A 14819-nucleotide genomic window follows, 5' to 3' on the forward strand; every position below is an offset into this window, starting at 1 on the left:
CCTTCGGGAGGAAAACATGACGACCAGACGTACCCTGCTTGGGGCAATCAGCGCCCTTGCTCTCTTGGTTGCAGGCGGTGCCAGCTTTGCGCAGGAAACGCGCGAAATCGCGCTCATTTCGAAGGGGTTCCAGCACCAGTTTTGGCAGGCCGTGAAGGCCGGCGCCGACAAGGCCGGTGCAGAATTGGGCGTGACCGTGACCTTCGAAGGCCCGGACAATGAAACCCAGGTCGATCGTCAGATCGACATGCTGGCAGCCGCCCTGTCGCGCAATCCCGCTGCGATCGGCTTTGCGGCGCTCGACAGCCAGGCGGCAACGCCCCTGCTGCAGCAGGCCAAGGATGCCGGCATCCCGGTGATCGCCTTTGACTCGGGCGTCGACAGCGACATCCCGCTGACCACCGCAACCACCGACAACGTCGCTGCCGCAGCGCTTGCAGCCGACAAGATGGCCGAGCTGATCGGTGGTTCCGGCAAGATCGCCGTTGTCGCCCATGACCAGACCAGCCGCACCGGCATTGATCGGCGCGATGGCTTCGTCAACCGCATCGCCGAAGCCTATCCCGATATCGAGATCGTGTCGGTTCAGTATGGCGGCGGCGACCAGCTGCAGTCGACCGAGATCACCAAGTCGATCCTCCTCGCTAATCCGGACCTCAAGGGCATTTTCGGCACCAATGAAGGGTCGGCCATCGGTGTTGCCAATGGCAAGCAGGAATTGGGCAGCCAGGTCGTGGTGATCGGCTTTGACTCAGGCGCGGCCCAGAAGGGGATGGTTGAGAGCGGGCTGATGGCCGGCGCCATCACGCAGAACCCGGTGGGCATCGGCTATGAAACCGTCAAGGCGGCAGTGACGGCGCTCGACGGCGGCGAACTGCCCGAGGTGATCGACACCGGCTTCTTCTTCTATGACGCCAGCAACATGAACGATCCCGAGATCGCTGCGGTGCTCTACAATTAAGAGCCAGCCGCAAGAGCCTGCACCTACCTGCCGGGGGCGCTTTGCCTCCGGCATGGATTTCGGCCAAGTGCCTTCCTTCGGAGTTTTTCGTGAGCAAGATAGTCAATTTGCAGGTTTTGGACCTGCGCTTTCCAACCTCCGAGCAGCTGGATGGCTCGGATGCGATGAACCCCGATCCCGATTACTCGGCCGCCTATGTGATCCTCGAAACCGACGCCCAGGAGTTGGCCGGCCATGGGCTGACCTTCACCATTGGGCGCGGCAATGAAGTTGTATGCGCTGCCATCGAGGCCCTGCGTTCCCGTATTGTCGGGCTGGAACTCGATTGGATCCGCGAAAATCCCGGTCGGTTCTGGCGCCATGTGACCGGCGACAGCCAACTGCGCTGGATCGGCCCCGACAAGGGCGCCATGCATCTGGCGACCGGCGCGGTGGTCAACGCGGTGTGGGACCTGCTCGCCAAGGAGGCCGGCAAGCCGGTCTGGCACTTGGTGGGGGAGATGAGCCCCGAAGAGCTCGTCTCGATCATCGACTTCCGCTATCTCACCGATGCCGTCACGCCCGAAGAGGCCCTCGCGATTTTCCGCAAGGCGGAAGCGGGTAAGGCCGAGCGCATGGCGACCCTGCGGGCCGAGGGCTACCAGTGCTACACCACAAGCGCCGGCTGGCTGGGTTATTCCAACGAAAAGCTGACGCGCCTCGCGACCGAAGCGGTCGAGCAAGGCTTCAACCACATCAAGATGAAGGTCGGCCGCGATCGTGACGACGATATCCGCCGCCTCGAAATCGTGCGCTCGATAATGGGACCTGACCGCTTCCTGATGATCGATGCCAACCAGGTGTGGGAAGTCGGCGAAGCCATCGAGTGGGTCAATGCCCTCTCACGCTTCAAGCCCTATTTCATTGAGGAGCCCACGAGCCCCGATGATGTTTCAGGGCACAAGGCGATTCGCGAGGGGGTCTTCCCGGTCAAGGTGGCGACCGGCGAGATGTGCCAGAACCGCATCATGTTCAAGCAGTTCATCAAGGACGGCGCCATCGACATCGTCCAGATCGATGCCTGCCGCATTGGCGGGCTCAATGAGGTTCTGGCCGTCCTGCTGATGGCGGCCAAATACGATCTCCCGGTGTGGCCGCATGCCGGGGGCGTCGGCCTGTGCGAATATGTGCAGCACCTGTCCATGATCGACTATCTCGTCGTGTCGGGCACCAAGGAGGGGCGGGTGATCGAATATGTCGATCATCTGCATGAGCATTTCCTCGACCCCTGTGTGATCGAGAATGCCGCCTATATGCCGCCCACGGCGCCGGGTTTTTCCATCGAGATGAAGCCCGCTTCCCTTCAAACCTATCAGTTCAGGAACTGAGCATGGATCTGCAGCTCAAAGACAAGGTCTTCATCGTCACCGGCGGCGGCGCCGGCATTGGGGGGGCCATCACCCTCGGCCTTGCCGCCGAAGGGGCCATTCCCGTGATCTTCGCGCGCAGCGAGCTTGCTGAGGACTTTCGCGATCATCTGCTCGCGCTCTCGCCCCGATCGCGGCTGATCAAGTTCGAGCTGAGCGACGATGCGGCCTGCGCGGCCGCCGTTGCCGAAACGCTCAAGAGCTATGGCCGCATCGACGGCTTGGTCAACAATGCCGGGCTCAATGATGGCGTGGGGCTTGAAGCAGGGCCCGACGCCTTCCGGGCTTCGCTCGAAAAGAACCTTACGCACTACTATACGCTGGCCCATCATTGCCTTGATGCGCTGCGCCAGACCAAGGGTGCGATCGTCAACATTTCCTCCAAGACCGCGCTGACGGGGCAGGGCAACAATAGCGGTTATACCGCGGCCAAGGGGGCGCAGCTTTCCCTGACGCGCGAATGGGCGGCGTCCCTGCGCAATGACGGCATCAGGGTCAATGCCGTGATCCCCGCCGAGGTGATGACGCCCATGTATGCCAACTGGATCCAGTCGGCGGCCGATCCTGAGGCGCGGCTGAAGGAAATCACCGAGCGCATTCCCCTGGGCAAGCGCATGACCACCGCCGAGGAGATCGCCGATACGGTGGTGTTCCTCTTGTCGCCGCGGGCAAGCCACACGACGGGGCAGTGGCTGTTCGTCGATGGCGGCTATACCCATCTCGACCGCGCCTTGATGTAACAAGGACTTAGCTGGAATGCGAAGGGGGCGGGTCCGAGTGGTCCGCCCCCATCATTCTTTTTAGTCGAGATAACCCTGCGCCTGCAGATGGGCAACCACCTCTTCGGCGAGGTCGCTGGGCTCGCGGGTGCCGCCGGCGAGCACCAGTTCGGGGTTCTCCGGCGCCTCATAGGGGCTGTCGATGCCGGTGAAGTTCTTGATCAGGCCGGCGCGGGCGCGGCCGTAAAGGCCTTTGGGATCACGTTTTTCAGCCACTTCCAGCGGGGTGTCGACATAAATTTCGATGAACTCCCCCGGCTCGAGCGCTTCGCGGGCCATGTTGCGCTCGGCGCGGAAGGGGGAGATGAAGGAGGCGAGGACGACGAGGCCGGCGTCGACCATGAGTTTGGCGGTTTCGGCGACGCGGCGGATGTTTTCCACCCGGTCGGCTTCGGTGAAGCCGAGATCGCGGTTGAGGCCGTGGCGGACATTGTCGCCGTCGAGCAGGTAGGTGTGCTTGCCCAGGGAGGCGAGGCGCTTCTCGACGAGGTTGGCGATGGTGGATTTGCCGGCGCCCGAGAGGCCGGTGAACCACAGTACCACCGGCTTTTGGCCCTTGGCGGAAGCGCGGAGTTCCTTTGATACGTCAAGGGCTTGCCAATGGATATTGGTGGCGCGGCGCAGGCCGAATTCGATCATCCCCGCGCCGACCGTCAGGTTGGATAGCCGGTCGATGACGATGAAGCCGCCCATGGTTTTGTTGAGGGCGTAGGGCTCGAAGGCGACGGGTTCCTGGGTGGAGAGATTGACGAGGCCGACTTCGTTGAGGTCGAGGGTTTTGGCGGCTAACTTACTGAAATTGTTGACGTCTGTCTTGTGCTTGATCTCGGTGAAGCTGGCGCTGACCGTGCGGGTGCCGATTTTGATCCAGTAGGAGCGGCCGGGATTGAGTTGCTCGTCACTCATCCAGATGACGTGGGCGGCAAATTGATCAGAGATTTCAGGGCGTTGTGTGGCATCTGCCAGCACGTCGCCGCGGGAGATATCGACCTCGTCTTCAAGGGTGAGGGTGACGGCTGCGCCCGCAGAGGCACTGGCCAGCTCGCCGTCGGCAGTGACGATGGAGCGGATGCGCGAGGTGCGGCCACTGCCGCAAACCACAATCTCGCCATTTTGATGAACGGTACCTGAACAGATCGTGCCGGCGAAACCGCGGAAGTTGAGATTGGGCCGATTGACCCACTGCACCGGCATACGGAAAGGTGCGTCTGCCGCAGCCGTACCCACCGGTACGCTTTCCAGATGCTGCACCAGGGTCGGACCGGTGTACCAGCCCAGATTGGCGCTGCGGGCCATGACATTGTCGCCAAAGCGGGCGGACAGGGGAATGGGCGTTATGGCGGCAAAGTTGAGCCCGGCCGCGAAGCTCTGATAGTCGGCGACGATGCGGTCGAAGACGTCCTGTGAGTAATCCACCAGATCGATTTTGTTGACGGCCAGGACGATGTTGCGGATGCCCAGCAGCGAGGTGATGAAGGAATGGCGTCGGGTTTGGGTGAGAACGCCCTTGCGCGCATCGATCAGGATGACGGCCAGATCGGCGGTGGAGGCGCCGGTCGCCATGTTGCGGGTATATTGCTCGTGGCCGGGGGTGTCGGCGACAATGAACTTGCGCTTGTCGGTGGCGAAGAACCGGTAGGCCACATCGATGGTGATGCCCTGTTCGCGCTCGGCTTCGAGCCCATCGACGAGGAGGGCGAAGTCGATGTCCTCGCCCACGGTGCCGTGCTTGCGCGAGTCGCGCTCTAGAGTGGCGAGCTGGTCCTCCATCAGGAGTTTGGTATCGTAGAGCAGGCGGCCGATCAGGGTCGACTTGCCGTCATCGACGCTGCCGCAGGTCAAAAAGCGCAGCAGGTCCTTTTCCTCGTGGCGGGTGAGGTATTGCGCGAAATCGCTCCCGGGGGCTGCAAGCTCGTTCATCAGAAATAGCCCTCGCGCTTCTTTTTTTCCATCGAGCCGGATTCGTCATGGTCGATCAGCCGGCCGGAGCGCTCCGAGGTGCGCGCGACCAGCATTTCCTCGACGATTTCGGGGAGGGTGGTGGCGTCGGATTCCATAGCGGCGGTCAAGGGATAGCAGCCAAGGGTGCGAAAGCGGACGCGTTTGAGCTGGGGCTGTTCGCCGGCGCCGAGCGGCAGGCGCTCGTCATCGACCATGATCCATTGGCCGCCCCGCTCCACCACCGGGCGCTCGGCGGCGAAATAGAGCGGCACGATGGGGATGGCTTCCTTGAGGATGTATTGCCAGATGTCGAGCTCGGTCCAATTCGAGAGCGGAAATACCCGGATCGATTCACCCGGCTTGATGCGGGCATTAAAGAGGTTCCAAAGCTCGGGGCGCTGGTTCTTGGGATCCCAGCCGTGGTTTTCGGTGCGGAAGGAAAAGATGCGCTCCTTGGCGCGGCTTTTCTCTTCGTCGCGGCGGGCGCCGCCAAAGGCCGCGTCGAATTTGTGCAGCGTCAGCGCCTGCTTGAGCGCGTCAGTCTTCATCACCCCGGTATATTGCGAGGAGCCGTGAGTGAACGGGGTGATCCCCTGGGCGAGGCCATCCTGATTGGTGTGGACGATAAGCTTCATGCCGGCCCGGGCGGCCGCTTCGTCGCGGAAGCGGATCATCTCGCGGAACTTCCAGGTCGTATCGACATGAAGGAGCGGGAAGGGGGGCGGGGACGGAAAGAAGGCCTTCTTCGCCAGATGCAGCATGACTGAGGAGTCCTTGCCGATCGAATACAGCATCACCGGGTTGGCGAACTCGGCCGCCACCTCGCGCATGATGTGGATGGACTCGTCTTCGAGCCGCTTGAGATGGGTCACTTTGGGGTCGGACACGTTAAAGCTCCGGGGCGGGTGGCGCCGATCACTGGCCCAGAGGGGCCAGGGCCGATCGGGCAACAAGTTTGGGATCGCCAAAGGCGATGAAAGGGCAATTGGCGAAATCGACGTCATCGGCCTGATTGCGCTTGTTGTACAAAAAAGGGCTGCCATCGGGGCGGGTGACGATGCCGCCCGCCGCGCGCAGCACGGCGTCACCCGCTGCAGTGTCCCATTCCATGGTGCGCCCGAAGCGAGGATAGATATCGGCTTCGCCGGCCGCCAGCATGCAGAACTTGAGCGAGGAGCCGCGGGTGACATAGGAGGCCACATCATGGCCGGCGAGCCATCGGTCGGTTTCGGGTGTCGCATGCGAGCGACTGGCCACGGCAATGGCGGGACCACTGGCCGGGCGCACCCGGATGGGGTGGCGCTCGGCGATGGTGAAATCAACCACCGTTCCGGCGATCGCCTCGGCATGGGCGCCGCCGTAAATGAGCCCGAGCGCGGGTGCGAACACCACGCCCAAGACGGGTATGCCCCGTTCGATCAGGGCGATATTGACGGTGAACTCGCCATTGCGGGCGATGAACTCCCTGGTGCCATCCAGCGGATCGACCAGAAAGAACTTTTCGCCCGTGGGTGGGATGCGACCGGCAGAGGCTTCTTCCTCCGCGACTACGGGGATGGAAGGCGCCAGACGCTTGAGCCCGGCAAGGATCACGGCTTCGGCGCGCTTGTCGGCTTCGGTGACGGGCGTGCCATCGGGCTTGCCGGCAACCGCAATCGGGCCGTCGCCATAAACGGCCATGATCTCGCGCCCGGCGGCCAGGGCAAGATCGAGCAGGGCATCAAGGCTGAGTTCAGTCATGGCGCAATCGTTGATCCCTCAAGGGGGCAGGAGTGGGGCGGCAGCTGGTGGTCGCAAGGCAGGTTCGTGACCGCATCAAGACCTGCCCCGCGGGGCTGTCAAGTTGACGGAGCAGCGCCAAGCCCTGGTTTGCCACTTCGGCGCGGCATGGAATTTCGGCGACCGGGCGAGCGGCGCACTGGGCCTGAACCATGGGTGCGCGGCCGAGGCCGGTTGTGCCTCTCCCCGGCGCCAGCTGTAGAAACTTGTCCCCATTTGGTGCGGAGCGCGGATTGGGATCGCGGTGGCGCCGCGCTGCAACAATGGCGGGATGAGCGGGCATAGTTCAGGCACGAAGGAGCCGCTCAACGGTGTGCTGGGTGGACTGCTGCCAGGGGGGCATGACAACGCCGTGCGTCGCGCGCAGCTTGCTGCAATCGAGACGCGAATTGGCGGGACGCGGGGCAGGGGTCGGATAGGCGCTGGTGGGGATGGGGTGGATGGTGGCGGCGGGGCCGCCCAGGCCTTCCGAGATAGCCATGATTTCGGTCGCGAAATCGGCCCAGCTGGCATCGCCCGTGCCGGCGCAATGAAAAATCCCGCGCAGCGCCTCATCAGGGCTGGCGACGAGGTTGCCCGCGACCTGGAGAATGGCATCAGCCAGATCGAGAGCGGCGGTAGGGTTGCCCAGCTGATCGGCGACAACATTGATTTCGGGGCGCTCGGCGGCAAGGCGAAGCATGGTCTTGAGGAAATTGGCGCCAAAAGGGGAATACACCCAAGCGGTGCGCAAGATGGCGTGGTTGGGGGTGGCGGCGGCCACGGCGTGTTCGCCGGCCAGCTTGGAAGCACCATAAATGCCGAGCGGCGCGGTAAGGTCGGTTTCCCGATAGGGCCGGGGTGCGGCGCCGTTGAAGACGTAGTCGGTGGAGATATGGATCACCGGCAGGTTCAGCTGCGCAGCGGCTCCGGCAACAGCACCTGGCCCGATGGCATTAACGGCAAAGGCCAGCTCGCGCTCGCTTTGCGCCTTGTCAACCGCGGTATAGGCCGCGGCCGAGATGATGGCATCGGGTTTTGCCGCGGCGATCGCGGGCGCGATGGTGGTGGGGTCGGCGAGGTCGAGCTGAGGACGCCCGACGGGGATAATCTCGACCCCGGCGGCGGCGCCGCGCTCGAGCAGGGCCGTGACCAGCTGGCCTTTGCTGCCGGTAACAAGCAGGCGCATGGCTCAGGCCTTGCCGCCGGCGATGACGCCCAGGCGTTGGCCGGCATAGCGGTTTTCGAGGGGCTGCCACCACCAGCTGTTGTCGAGATACCAGCGCACGGTTTTTTCGATCCCGGTGTCGAAGGTTTCCTCTGCCCGCCAACCCAGTTCGGTTTCGAGTTTGGTGGCATCAATGGCATAGCGCTGGTCGTGGCCGGGACGATCCTCGACGAACGCGATCAACTCGCCATGGGGTGCGGTTTCGGGGCGCAGCGTGTCGAGCACCACGCAGATGCGTGTGACGACATCGATATTGCGCCGCTCATTGCGCCCGCCGACATTATAGGTCTGGCCGGGGCGGCCATGCTCGGCGATGAGGTCGAGGGCGCGGGCATGGTCCTCCACATAAAGCCAATCGCGCACATTCTCGCCCTTGCCATAGACCGGGAGGGGTTCGCCGCGCAGCGCCTTGAGGATGGTCAAGGGAATGAGTTTTTCGGGAAAGTGGAAGGGGCCGTAATTATTGGAGCAGTTGGAAACGACGACCGGCAGGCCATAGGTGCGATGCCAGGCGTGGGCGAGGTGATCGGAAGCGGCTTTCGACGCCGAATAGGGGGAGGAGGGATCATAGGGCGTGGTTTCGCTGAACAGGCCCTCAGGCCCAAGCGAGCCATAAACCTCGTCGGTCGAGACATGGAGGAAGCCGAATTTTTCTCTGTCTTCGCCCTCAAGGCCTGACCAGTATGCCCGCGCCGCCTCGAGCAGCGCAAAGGTGCCCATGACATTGGTGTGCATGAAATCGGCGGCCCCGGTGATGGAGCGGTCCACATGGGTTTCGGCGGCCAGGTGCATGACGCGCTGCGGCGCAAAGCTGGTGAAGGCCTCGGCCATAGCGGCGCGGTCGGCAATATCAGCGCGCAGGAGGCGATAGCCGGGGTGGTTTTCGACGGCGCGCAGGGAGCTCAGATTGCCGGCATAGGTGAGCTTGTCGACATTGAGCACCTCATATCCGCGCTCGAGCACCAGATGGCGCACCACGGCCGAGCCGATAAAGCCCGCTCCTCCCGTTACCAGAACCCGCATGGTCTTGCCTCCTTCGCGCCCGCGGCGCCCTAGAACGGATTGCCGATTTGCGACAGGGTTGGTTGCGCCCGATCCTTGGCCGACAGCACCGCCGCATCAGCCGCGACCGGCCAGGGGATGCCCAGCGCCGCATCGTTCCACAACAAGCCCTTGTCATGCTCGCGCGAATAGGACGCGCTGACCTTGTAGAGGATTTCGGTGTTCGGCTCGAGCGTGGCAAAGCCATGGGCAAAGCCGATGGGCACAAGGATCTGGTTGCCCTCAGCAGCGGTGAGAACAGCGCTCACATGCTGGCCAAATGTCGGGGAGTTCTGCCGCAGATCCACCGCCACATCGAAGATGGCGCCGCGCAGCACCCGGACGAGCTTGGCCTGGGCAAAGGGGGCGGTCTGGAAATGCAGGCCCCGCACCGTGCCCTGGGGGACTGAGAGGGACTGGTTGTCCTGCACAAACGGGATATCGATGCCGTGGGCGAGGAGCGCGGCGCTGTTATAGACTTCCGAGAAAAAGCCGCGCTCGTCGGCATGGCGAACGGGCGTGATGATCTTGACGTCTGGGATGGCGAGGCTCTGGATCTGCATGGGGTGCGGCCTCAGCTGTCTTCGGCCAGGATCTTGAACAGGTAGCGGCCGTAGTCGCTTTTCCCCAGCGCTTGGGCGCGCCGTTCAAGGCCGCAGCGATCGATATAGCCCATGCGAAAGGCCACTTCCTCGGGGCAGGAAATCTTGACGCCCTGGCGCTTTTCCAGCGTGCCGACGAATTGGGAGGCATCGAGGAGGCTATCGGGGGTGCCGGTATCGAGCCAGGCATAGCCGCGGCCCATCAGCTCGACGGCGAGCTGGCCGCGCTCGAGATAGGCGCGGTTGACATCGGTGATCTCGAGCTCGCCCCGGGGGGAGGGAGAGAGATTGGCGGCGATGTCGACCACCTGGCTGTCGTAGAAGTAGAGCCCGGTCACGGCCCAGTTGGATTTGGGCGCGCGCGGCTTTTCCTCGATGGAAAGGGCCTGCATGGCGCCATCGAATTCCACCACGCCGTAACGCTCGGGATCGGCCACATGATAGGCAAAGACGGTGGCGCCAGCGGGCCGCGACACGGCGGAGCGCAGCAATTCGGGCAGGCCGTGGCCGTAGAACACGTTGTCGCCCAGCACGAGGGCGGAGGGGCCGCCCTGGAGGAACGGGGCGCCAATCACGAAGGCTTCGGCCAGGCCATTGGGCTGGGGTTGCACGGCATAATGCAGCGAGAGACCCCATTGCGCGCCATCGCCGAGGAGGCGCTGGAAGCTGACCTGGTCATCGGGCGTGGTGATGAGGAGGATCTCGCGGATCCCCGCCAGCATCAGGGTGGCCAGCGGATAATAGATCATCGGCTTGTCGTAGACTGGCATCAGCTGCTTGGAAACGGCCTGGGTCACCGGAAACAGCCGCGTGCCACTGCCCCCCGCCAGAATGATGCCCTTCATGGTCTTTGGTCCCCAGCGCCCCCGCCTGCAGCAAGGCTGTACGGGCCACCGAGTGGGGTCAATTGAGCCGCGCTAACCAGGAGGAGCGAAGGCGCGCGCCCCCCTACAACAATCTGCTTAGATTGCCGCGCCGGAGGCGCAGAAAAGGCTTGTAAGTCTAAACCCGTAGGACACTATGGGGTGGTGCTGGAGCCGTGCGTCCGGCACGGGCGCGTGGGGCAAGGCGCGCCGCTGGGGGAAGCGCGCATGACCATGTTCAGCCAGGAGGTGCCAGCCGAGGATGCCCCCATCGATCTGCGCGCCATTGTGGGGCTGCTGCGGCGGCAAACGCGGCTGATCCTCCTGATCGCAGCCCTCGTTGCGGGTGGGGCGGTGCTGGTGAGCCTCTTGCTGCAGCCGGTTTATACGGCGAGCGCGCTGGTACAGGTGGATCCGGCGAGCAAGGATCTGCTGAACCCGCAAAATCAGTCGGCCACGGTCGGCAGCGACAATGCGCGGGTGGAAAGCGAAGTGGAACTGGTGCGCTCCGACCGGGTGCTGCTGCAGGTGATCGAGGACGAGAACCTGCTCGCCGATCCGCAATTTGCGCCGGGTCTGGGGCTGCGGGACAGCATCATGGCCTTTCTGCACCTAGGGCCGCCCGTCCCGGAGGGGCGCGAGGTGCAAGGCGAGGTGCTCAACACGCTGCGCGCGGCGGTGAGTGCGGAGCGGCGGGGCCTGACCTATCTCATTGCCGTCGAGGCGCGCTCGAGCGATCCCGCCGCCGCGGCGCAACTCGCCAATGCGGTGGCCGAGGCCTATATCGAGCAGCAGGTGCGCGGCAAGATCGACAGCACGCTTGTGTCGCGCGACGTGCTGCAGGAGCGCATCAACCAGGGGCGGGCTGCCATCCTTGCCAGTGAGGGTGCGTTCGACCAGTTCATTGACGACAACCTTATCCGGATCGATGCCGAGGGCGCGGGAAGCACAATTGCACAGTTGCGTGCGCAGATCGACCAATTGCAGGCGGAGCGGAGCCAGCAAGCGGGCCTGGCGGATCAGCTGTCCCGGCAGGTAGCTTTGGCCGATTGGCAGGGCAGCGCGGAGCTGCTGGGCTCGGATGCGTTGCGCGATCTGGAGCGCGAAAGGGTGGAGATCAGCGCCTCGCTCGCCACGACGGCGCCGGAGTCACCCGCCTTCCCGCAAATGCGCTCGCAACTCGATGAGGTGGAAGGCCGCCTGCAGCAAACCGCGACCGCAGCGCTTGGCACACTGCGCACCCAGATGACCCGGGCCGAGGGCCGCGAACAGGTGCTGCGCCAGCAGATGCGCCAGAATGTGCTGGGCACCCAATTGCCCGCCGACGTGGTCACGGGCATGTATGAACTCCAGCAAGGGGCGGCACTGGCACGACGCCAATATGAAATGCTGCTGGCGCGCGTCCAGGATTTGGATGCACAGGCGTCGCTGCAGGTCGCCGATAGCCGTATCGTGTCGCCCGCACTTGAGCCGACCCGCCCCAGCTTTCCCAACCCGGGGACAACTTTGTTTCTTGCGGCATTTGCGGGGCTGGGGCTCGGCGTCGGCTGCGCCTTTCTTTACGAGAATTTTCTTGGCGGCTTCACCTCCGAGCAGCAAGCCGAGGCGGTGCTGCGCCACCGCGTGGCGGCGGCACTCCCAATGCACAAGCCGGGGCGCCGGGGCATCACGGCGCCGGCCGATGCACTGGTCCATGCGCCCTTGTCGGCGTTCTCGGAAGCGGTGCGCCGCATCCAGGGCTCGATCGACCAGTTCGCCGGCAACACCAAACCCGGCACCAGCGAGATTGTGGTGGTAACCTCCACGCTCCCCGACGAAGGCAAGACCATTGCCGCCCTAGCGCTGGCGCGCTCCTATGCGCTGGCGGGGCGCTTGACCCTCTTGATTGACGGGGATCTGAGAAAGCCCAGTATCCACAAGGCGCTTGACTTGGAGCCATCCGAGGGATTGCTCGACTTCCTGGCTGACAAGAGCGAAAGCCTCAGCATTGCTTCGCTGATCCGCAAAGACCCGCACACTGAATTAACCGTGCTGATGGGCGCCAGGCGCAGCGATATTCCGACGGACCAGCTGGTAGCGGGGGGCGGCTTCCGGCGGTTAATCGAGGCGGCAGCGGAGTCCTTCGAGGTCGTGGTGATCGATTCGCCCCCGCTCGCCCCGGTGGTGGACGGGCTTTATCTGGCGCGCTTTGCCACGGCGGCGATCTTTGTGGTGCGCTGGGCGAGCACGCCACAGACTGATGCCAAGAAGGGGCTCGCCGCGCTCGATGAAGCGGTGCGGCCCGGTGCGCCCGTACTGGTCGTGCTCAACGGAGAGGAGGTGCCGCGCTCGCGCTATGAGGCCCATTATGGCGGCTATTATGTCGATCCGGCTTGAGCCCAATCGTGCCGGTCAGCCCGGGGCGGCAATGTTGCGGGTCTTCGCGTATCTTGATAGAATTACCTAAGTAACGAAACAAGCCGCGCGCACCGGCACTGTTTAGCCAACCGTTTCAGCCGGGTTTTGGTGGCGCGCACGCCAAGGCCATGCCCAATTGGCACTTTGTTCTCAGCACCTGCACCAAGTCAGCCGCAGCGGGGGTTAACGCAAGTTTAATGATTAAGCCGGATCCTCATGCCCTAGCCAAGCCGCCGTCCGAAACGGCCGGAGAACCGGGCATGACGACGCAAGCCCTGAGCAAACGAGAGCGGTTGCCCATTGCGCGAGGCTGGATCGTGCTTGGCTTTGTGGCCCTGAGCTGGATCGTGCTGGCGCTTTGCATCATTGGCTTTTGGGCCGTGCTGCAGCTGTTCTTTTAGCCCGACTGGGATCCCATTCGGTTCCCGCCCAAACGGCGAAACTACGGCATAGCCCGCCCGCAAACAGCGACACTTCTACCGGTACTCTGGCTCTGCTAAGTGATCCCTCACTGTTGCGTGGGGATTGTTGATGCATATTGCTGTTGTGGGAACCGGTTATGTGGGGTTGGTCAGCGGCGCGTGCTTTGCCGATTTTGGCCATACGGTGACCTGCGTTGATCTGAACGAAACCAAGATCGAAGCGCTCAAGCGCGGGGAAATCCCGATTTTCGAACCCGGTCTCGACCAGTTGGTGGTGGATAATGCCGCCGCCGGGCGCCTGCTGTTTACGACGGACCTCGCCGAAGCGGTCAGGGATGCGGATGTGGTGTTCATTGCGGTGGGAACGCCGGCGCGCAATGGCGACGGTCATGCCGACCTCTCCTATGTCTATGCCGCCGCCGCTTCCATCGCCGAGGCGGTGACGGGCTTTACCGTCGTTGTCACCAAATCCACCGTGCCGGTGGGTACGGGCGACGAGGTCGAGCGCATCATCCGCGAGACCAATCCAAATGCGGACGTCGTGGTGGTGTCCAACCCCGAGTTCTTGCGTGAAGGGGCGGCGATCCATGATTTCAAGCTGCCCGACCGCATCGTCATCGGCATCGAGGACGAGCGGGCGCGAGAGCCGATGACCGAGGTGTATCGCCCGCTTTACCTCAACCAGGGGCCGCTGATGTTCACGGGTCGGCGCACCTCCGAGTTGATCAAATATGCCGCCAATGCGTTTCTGGCGATGAAGATCACCTTCATCAACGAGATGGCCGATCTCTGCGAAAAAGTCGGCGCCAATGTGCAGGACGTCGCGCGCGGCATGGGGCTCGACAACCGCATCGGCACCAAGTTCCTCCATGCCGGCCCGGGCTATGGCGGGTCGTGCTTTCCCAAGGACACGTCGGCCCTCGCCAAGTCCGGCCAGGACCACGAGGCGCCGATGCGGCTGGTGGAAACCACTATCGCCATCAATGACGGGCGCAAGCGCGCCATGGGGCGCAAGGTGATCGCGGCGATGGGTGGGGAAGTGCGCGGCAAGACCGTGGCGGTGCTGGGCCTGACCTTCAAGCCCAATACCGACGACATGCGCGACGCGCCATCGCTCTCCATCGTGCAGTCACTGCTCGATGCGGGCGCCAAGATCCGCGCCTATGACCCCGAGGGCATGGAAGCGGCCAAGGCGATGATGCCCGACATCCATTATGCGCGGGATGCCTATGACGCGGCAGACGGCGCCGAGTGCCTGGTGCTGGTGACGGAGTGGAGCGAGTTCCGCTCGCTCGATCTCGAGCGGCTCAAGGGGACGATGAACGCCCATACCCTTGTGGACCTGCGCAATGTGTATCGCGGCAAGGAAGTGGAAGCGGCCGGCTTCCGCTATGCGAGTGTCGGGCGCCCCTAAGGGCGCC

13 protein-coding genes are annotated in these 14819 nt (G+C 63.6%); 6 read left to right on the top strand and 7 right to left on the bottom strand.

All coding sequences use genetic code 11. From position 1 onward, the window contains the following. Positions 1 to 16 precede the first annotated feature (16 nt). The 3 genes from HRU92_RS02145 to HRU92_RS02155 all read left to right on the top strand — a co-directional run bounded on the left by HRU92_RS02145 (position 17) and on the right by HRU92_RS02155 (position 3107). Positions 17 to 961 carry an ABC transporter substrate-binding protein gene (locus tag HRU92_RS02145; RefSeq protein WP_172122819.1) on the top strand — a complete coding sequence of 315 codons (945 nt, stop codon included), beginning with the start codon at positions 17 to 19 and terminating at the stop codon, positions 959 to 961. An 89-nt stretch (positions 962 to 1050) separates the two neighbouring features. After that, positions 1051 to 2328 carry an L-fuconate dehydratase gene (locus tag HRU92_RS02150; protein WP_172122820.1) on the top strand — a complete coding sequence of 426 codons (1278 nt, stop codon included), beginning with the start codon at positions 1051 to 1053 and terminating at the stop codon, positions 2326 to 2328. 2 nt (positions 2329 to 2330) lie between these two features. Continuing rightward, the gene (locus tag HRU92_RS02155; RefSeq protein WP_172122821.1) at positions 2331 to 3107 is read left to right on the top strand and encodes an SDR family oxidoreductase; all 777 of its coding nucleotides are present in this window, start codon (positions 2331 to 2333) and stop codon (positions 3105 to 3107) included. 60 nt (positions 3108 to 3167) lie between these two features. Here the strand turns inward: HRU92_RS02155 and cysN are convergent, their stop codons facing one another. The 7 genes from cysN to rfbA all read right to left on the bottom strand — a co-directional run bounded on the left by cysN (position 3168) and on the right by rfbA (position 10561). Next, a complete protein-coding gene (gene cysN / locus HRU92_RS02160) occupies positions 3168 to 5066 on the bottom strand; it encodes a sulfate adenylyltransferase subunit CysN (RefSeq protein WP_173087496.1) in 1899 nt (632 codons plus the stop codon). Further along, complete coding sequence (gene cysD, locus HRU92_RS02165) at positions 5066 to 5917, bottom strand: sulfate adenylyltransferase subunit CysD (protein ID WP_248307003.1); 852 nt, start codon at positions 5915 to 5917, stop codon at positions 5066 to 5068. Before cysD ends, cysN begins: the two co-directional genes overlap by 1 nt. An 85-nt stretch (positions 5918 to 6002) precedes the next feature. After that, entirely contained in the window at positions 6003 to 6827 is an 825-nt protein-coding gene (gene cysQ, locus HRU92_RS02170; protein WP_172122824.1) for a 3'(2'),5'-bisphosphate nucleotidase CysQ, read from the bottom strand. A gap of 325 nt (positions 6828 to 7152) precedes the next feature. Next, complete coding sequence (gene rfbD / locus HRU92_RS02175) at positions 7153 to 8034, bottom strand: dTDP-4-dehydrorhamnose reductase (RefSeq protein WP_172122825.1); 882 nt, start codon at positions 8032 to 8034, stop codon at positions 7153 to 7155. 3 nt (positions 8035 to 8037) lie between these two features. Then, complete coding sequence (rfbB, locus tag HRU92_RS02180; protein ID WP_173087498.1) at positions 8038 to 9096, bottom strand: dTDP-glucose 4,6-dehydratase; 1059 nt, start codon at positions 9094 to 9096, stop codon at positions 8038 to 8040. A 29-nt stretch (positions 9097 to 9125) separates the two neighbouring features. Further along, positions 9126 to 9677 (bottom strand): dTDP-4-dehydrorhamnose 3,5-epimerase, encoded by a 552-nt coding sequence (rfbC, locus tag HRU92_RS02185; protein WP_172122827.1) that lies wholly within the window; start codon positions 9675 to 9677, stop codon positions 9126 to 9128. Positions 9678 to 9688: 11 nt separating this feature from the next. Then, positions 9689 to 10561 carry a glucose-1-phosphate thymidylyltransferase RfbA gene (gene rfbA, locus HRU92_RS02190; RefSeq protein WP_172122828.1) on the bottom strand — a complete coding sequence of 291 codons (873 nt, stop codon included), beginning with the start codon at positions 10559 to 10561 and terminating at the stop codon, positions 9689 to 9691. Positions 10562 to 10807: 246 nt separating this feature from the next. On the opposite strand from rfbA, the gene HRU92_RS02195 reads away from it, so the two are divergent. The 3 genes from HRU92_RS02195 (at position 10808) to HRU92_RS02205 (ending at position 14812) form a co-directional block, all read left to right on the top strand. Beyond that, positions 10808 to 12955, top strand: coding sequence for a Wzz/FepE/Etk N-terminal domain-containing protein (locus HRU92_RS02195; protein ID WP_172122829.1), 2148 nt, complete (start codon positions 10808 to 10810; stop codon positions 12953 to 12955). Between the two features lie 281 nt (positions 12956 to 13236). After that, the gene (locus HRU92_RS02200; protein WP_164854759.1) at positions 13237 to 13377 is read left to right on the top strand and encodes a hypothetical protein; all 141 of its coding nucleotides are present in this window, start codon (positions 13237 to 13239) and stop codon (positions 13375 to 13377) included. Positions 13378 to 13507: 130 nt separating this feature from the next. Continuing rightward, positions 13508 to 14812, top strand: coding sequence for a UDP-glucose/GDP-mannose dehydrogenase family protein (locus HRU92_RS02205; protein ID WP_172122830.1), 1305 nt, complete (start codon positions 13508 to 13510; stop codon positions 14810 to 14812). Positions 14813 to 14819: the final 7 nt, after the last annotated feature.

This window comes from Devosia sp. 1635 (genome assembly GCF_013185955.1).
Classification (GTDB): domain Bacteria; phylum Pseudomonadota; class Alphaproteobacteria; order Rhizobiales; family Devosiaceae; genus Devosia.

What these genes read in the sequence shown, in the direction of transcription:
- HRU92_RS02155 (WP_172122821.1), top strand. Translation starts at nt 2,331, where the DNA reads ATGGATCTGCAGCTCAAAGACAAGGTCTTCATCGTCACCGGCGGCGGC.
- cysD (WP_248307003.1), bottom strand. Translation starts at nt 5,917, where the DNA reads ATGCGCGAGGTGGCGGCCGAGTTCGCCAACCCGGTGATGCTGTATTCG.
- rfbA (WP_172122828.1), bottom strand. Translation starts at nt 10,561, where the DNA reads ATGAAGGGCATCATTCTGGCGGGGGGCAGTGGCACGCGGCTGTTTCCG.
- cysQ (WP_172122824.1), bottom strand. Translation starts at nt 6,827, where the DNA reads ATGACTGAACTCAGCCTTGATGCCCTGCTCGATCTTGCCCTGGCCGCC.
- rfbB (WP_173087498.1), bottom strand. Translation starts at nt 9,096, where the DNA reads ATGCGGGTTCTGGTAACGGGAGGAGCGGGCTTTATCGGCTCGGCCGTG.
- rfbD (WP_172122825.1), bottom strand. Translation starts at nt 8,034, where the DNA reads ATGCGCCTGCTTGTTACCGGCAGCAAAGGCCAGCTGGTCACGGCCCTG.
- HRU92_RS02200 (WP_164854759.1), top strand. Translation starts at nt 13,237, where the DNA reads ATGACGACGCAAGCCCTGAGCAAACGAGAGCGGTTGCCCATTGCGCGA.
- rfbC (WP_172122827.1), bottom strand. Translation starts at nt 9,677, where the DNA reads ATGCAGATCCAGAGCCTCGCCATCCCAGACGTCAAGATCATCACGCCC.
- HRU92_RS02145 (WP_172122819.1), top strand. Translation starts at nt 17, where the DNA reads ATGACGACCAGACGTACCCTGCTTGGGGCAATCAGCGCCCTTGCTCTC.
- HRU92_RS02205 (WP_172122830.1), top strand. Translation starts at nt 13,508, where the DNA reads ATGCATATTGCTGTTGTGGGAACCGGTTATGTGGGGTTGGTCAGCGGC.
- HRU92_RS02195 (WP_172122829.1), top strand. Translation starts at nt 10,808, where the DNA reads ATGACCATGTTCAGCCAGGAGGTGCCAGCCGAGGATGCCCCCATCGAT.
- cysN (WP_173087496.1), bottom strand. Translation starts at nt 5,066, where the DNA reads ATGAACGAGCTTGCAGCCCCCGGGAGCGATTTCGCGCAATACCTCACC.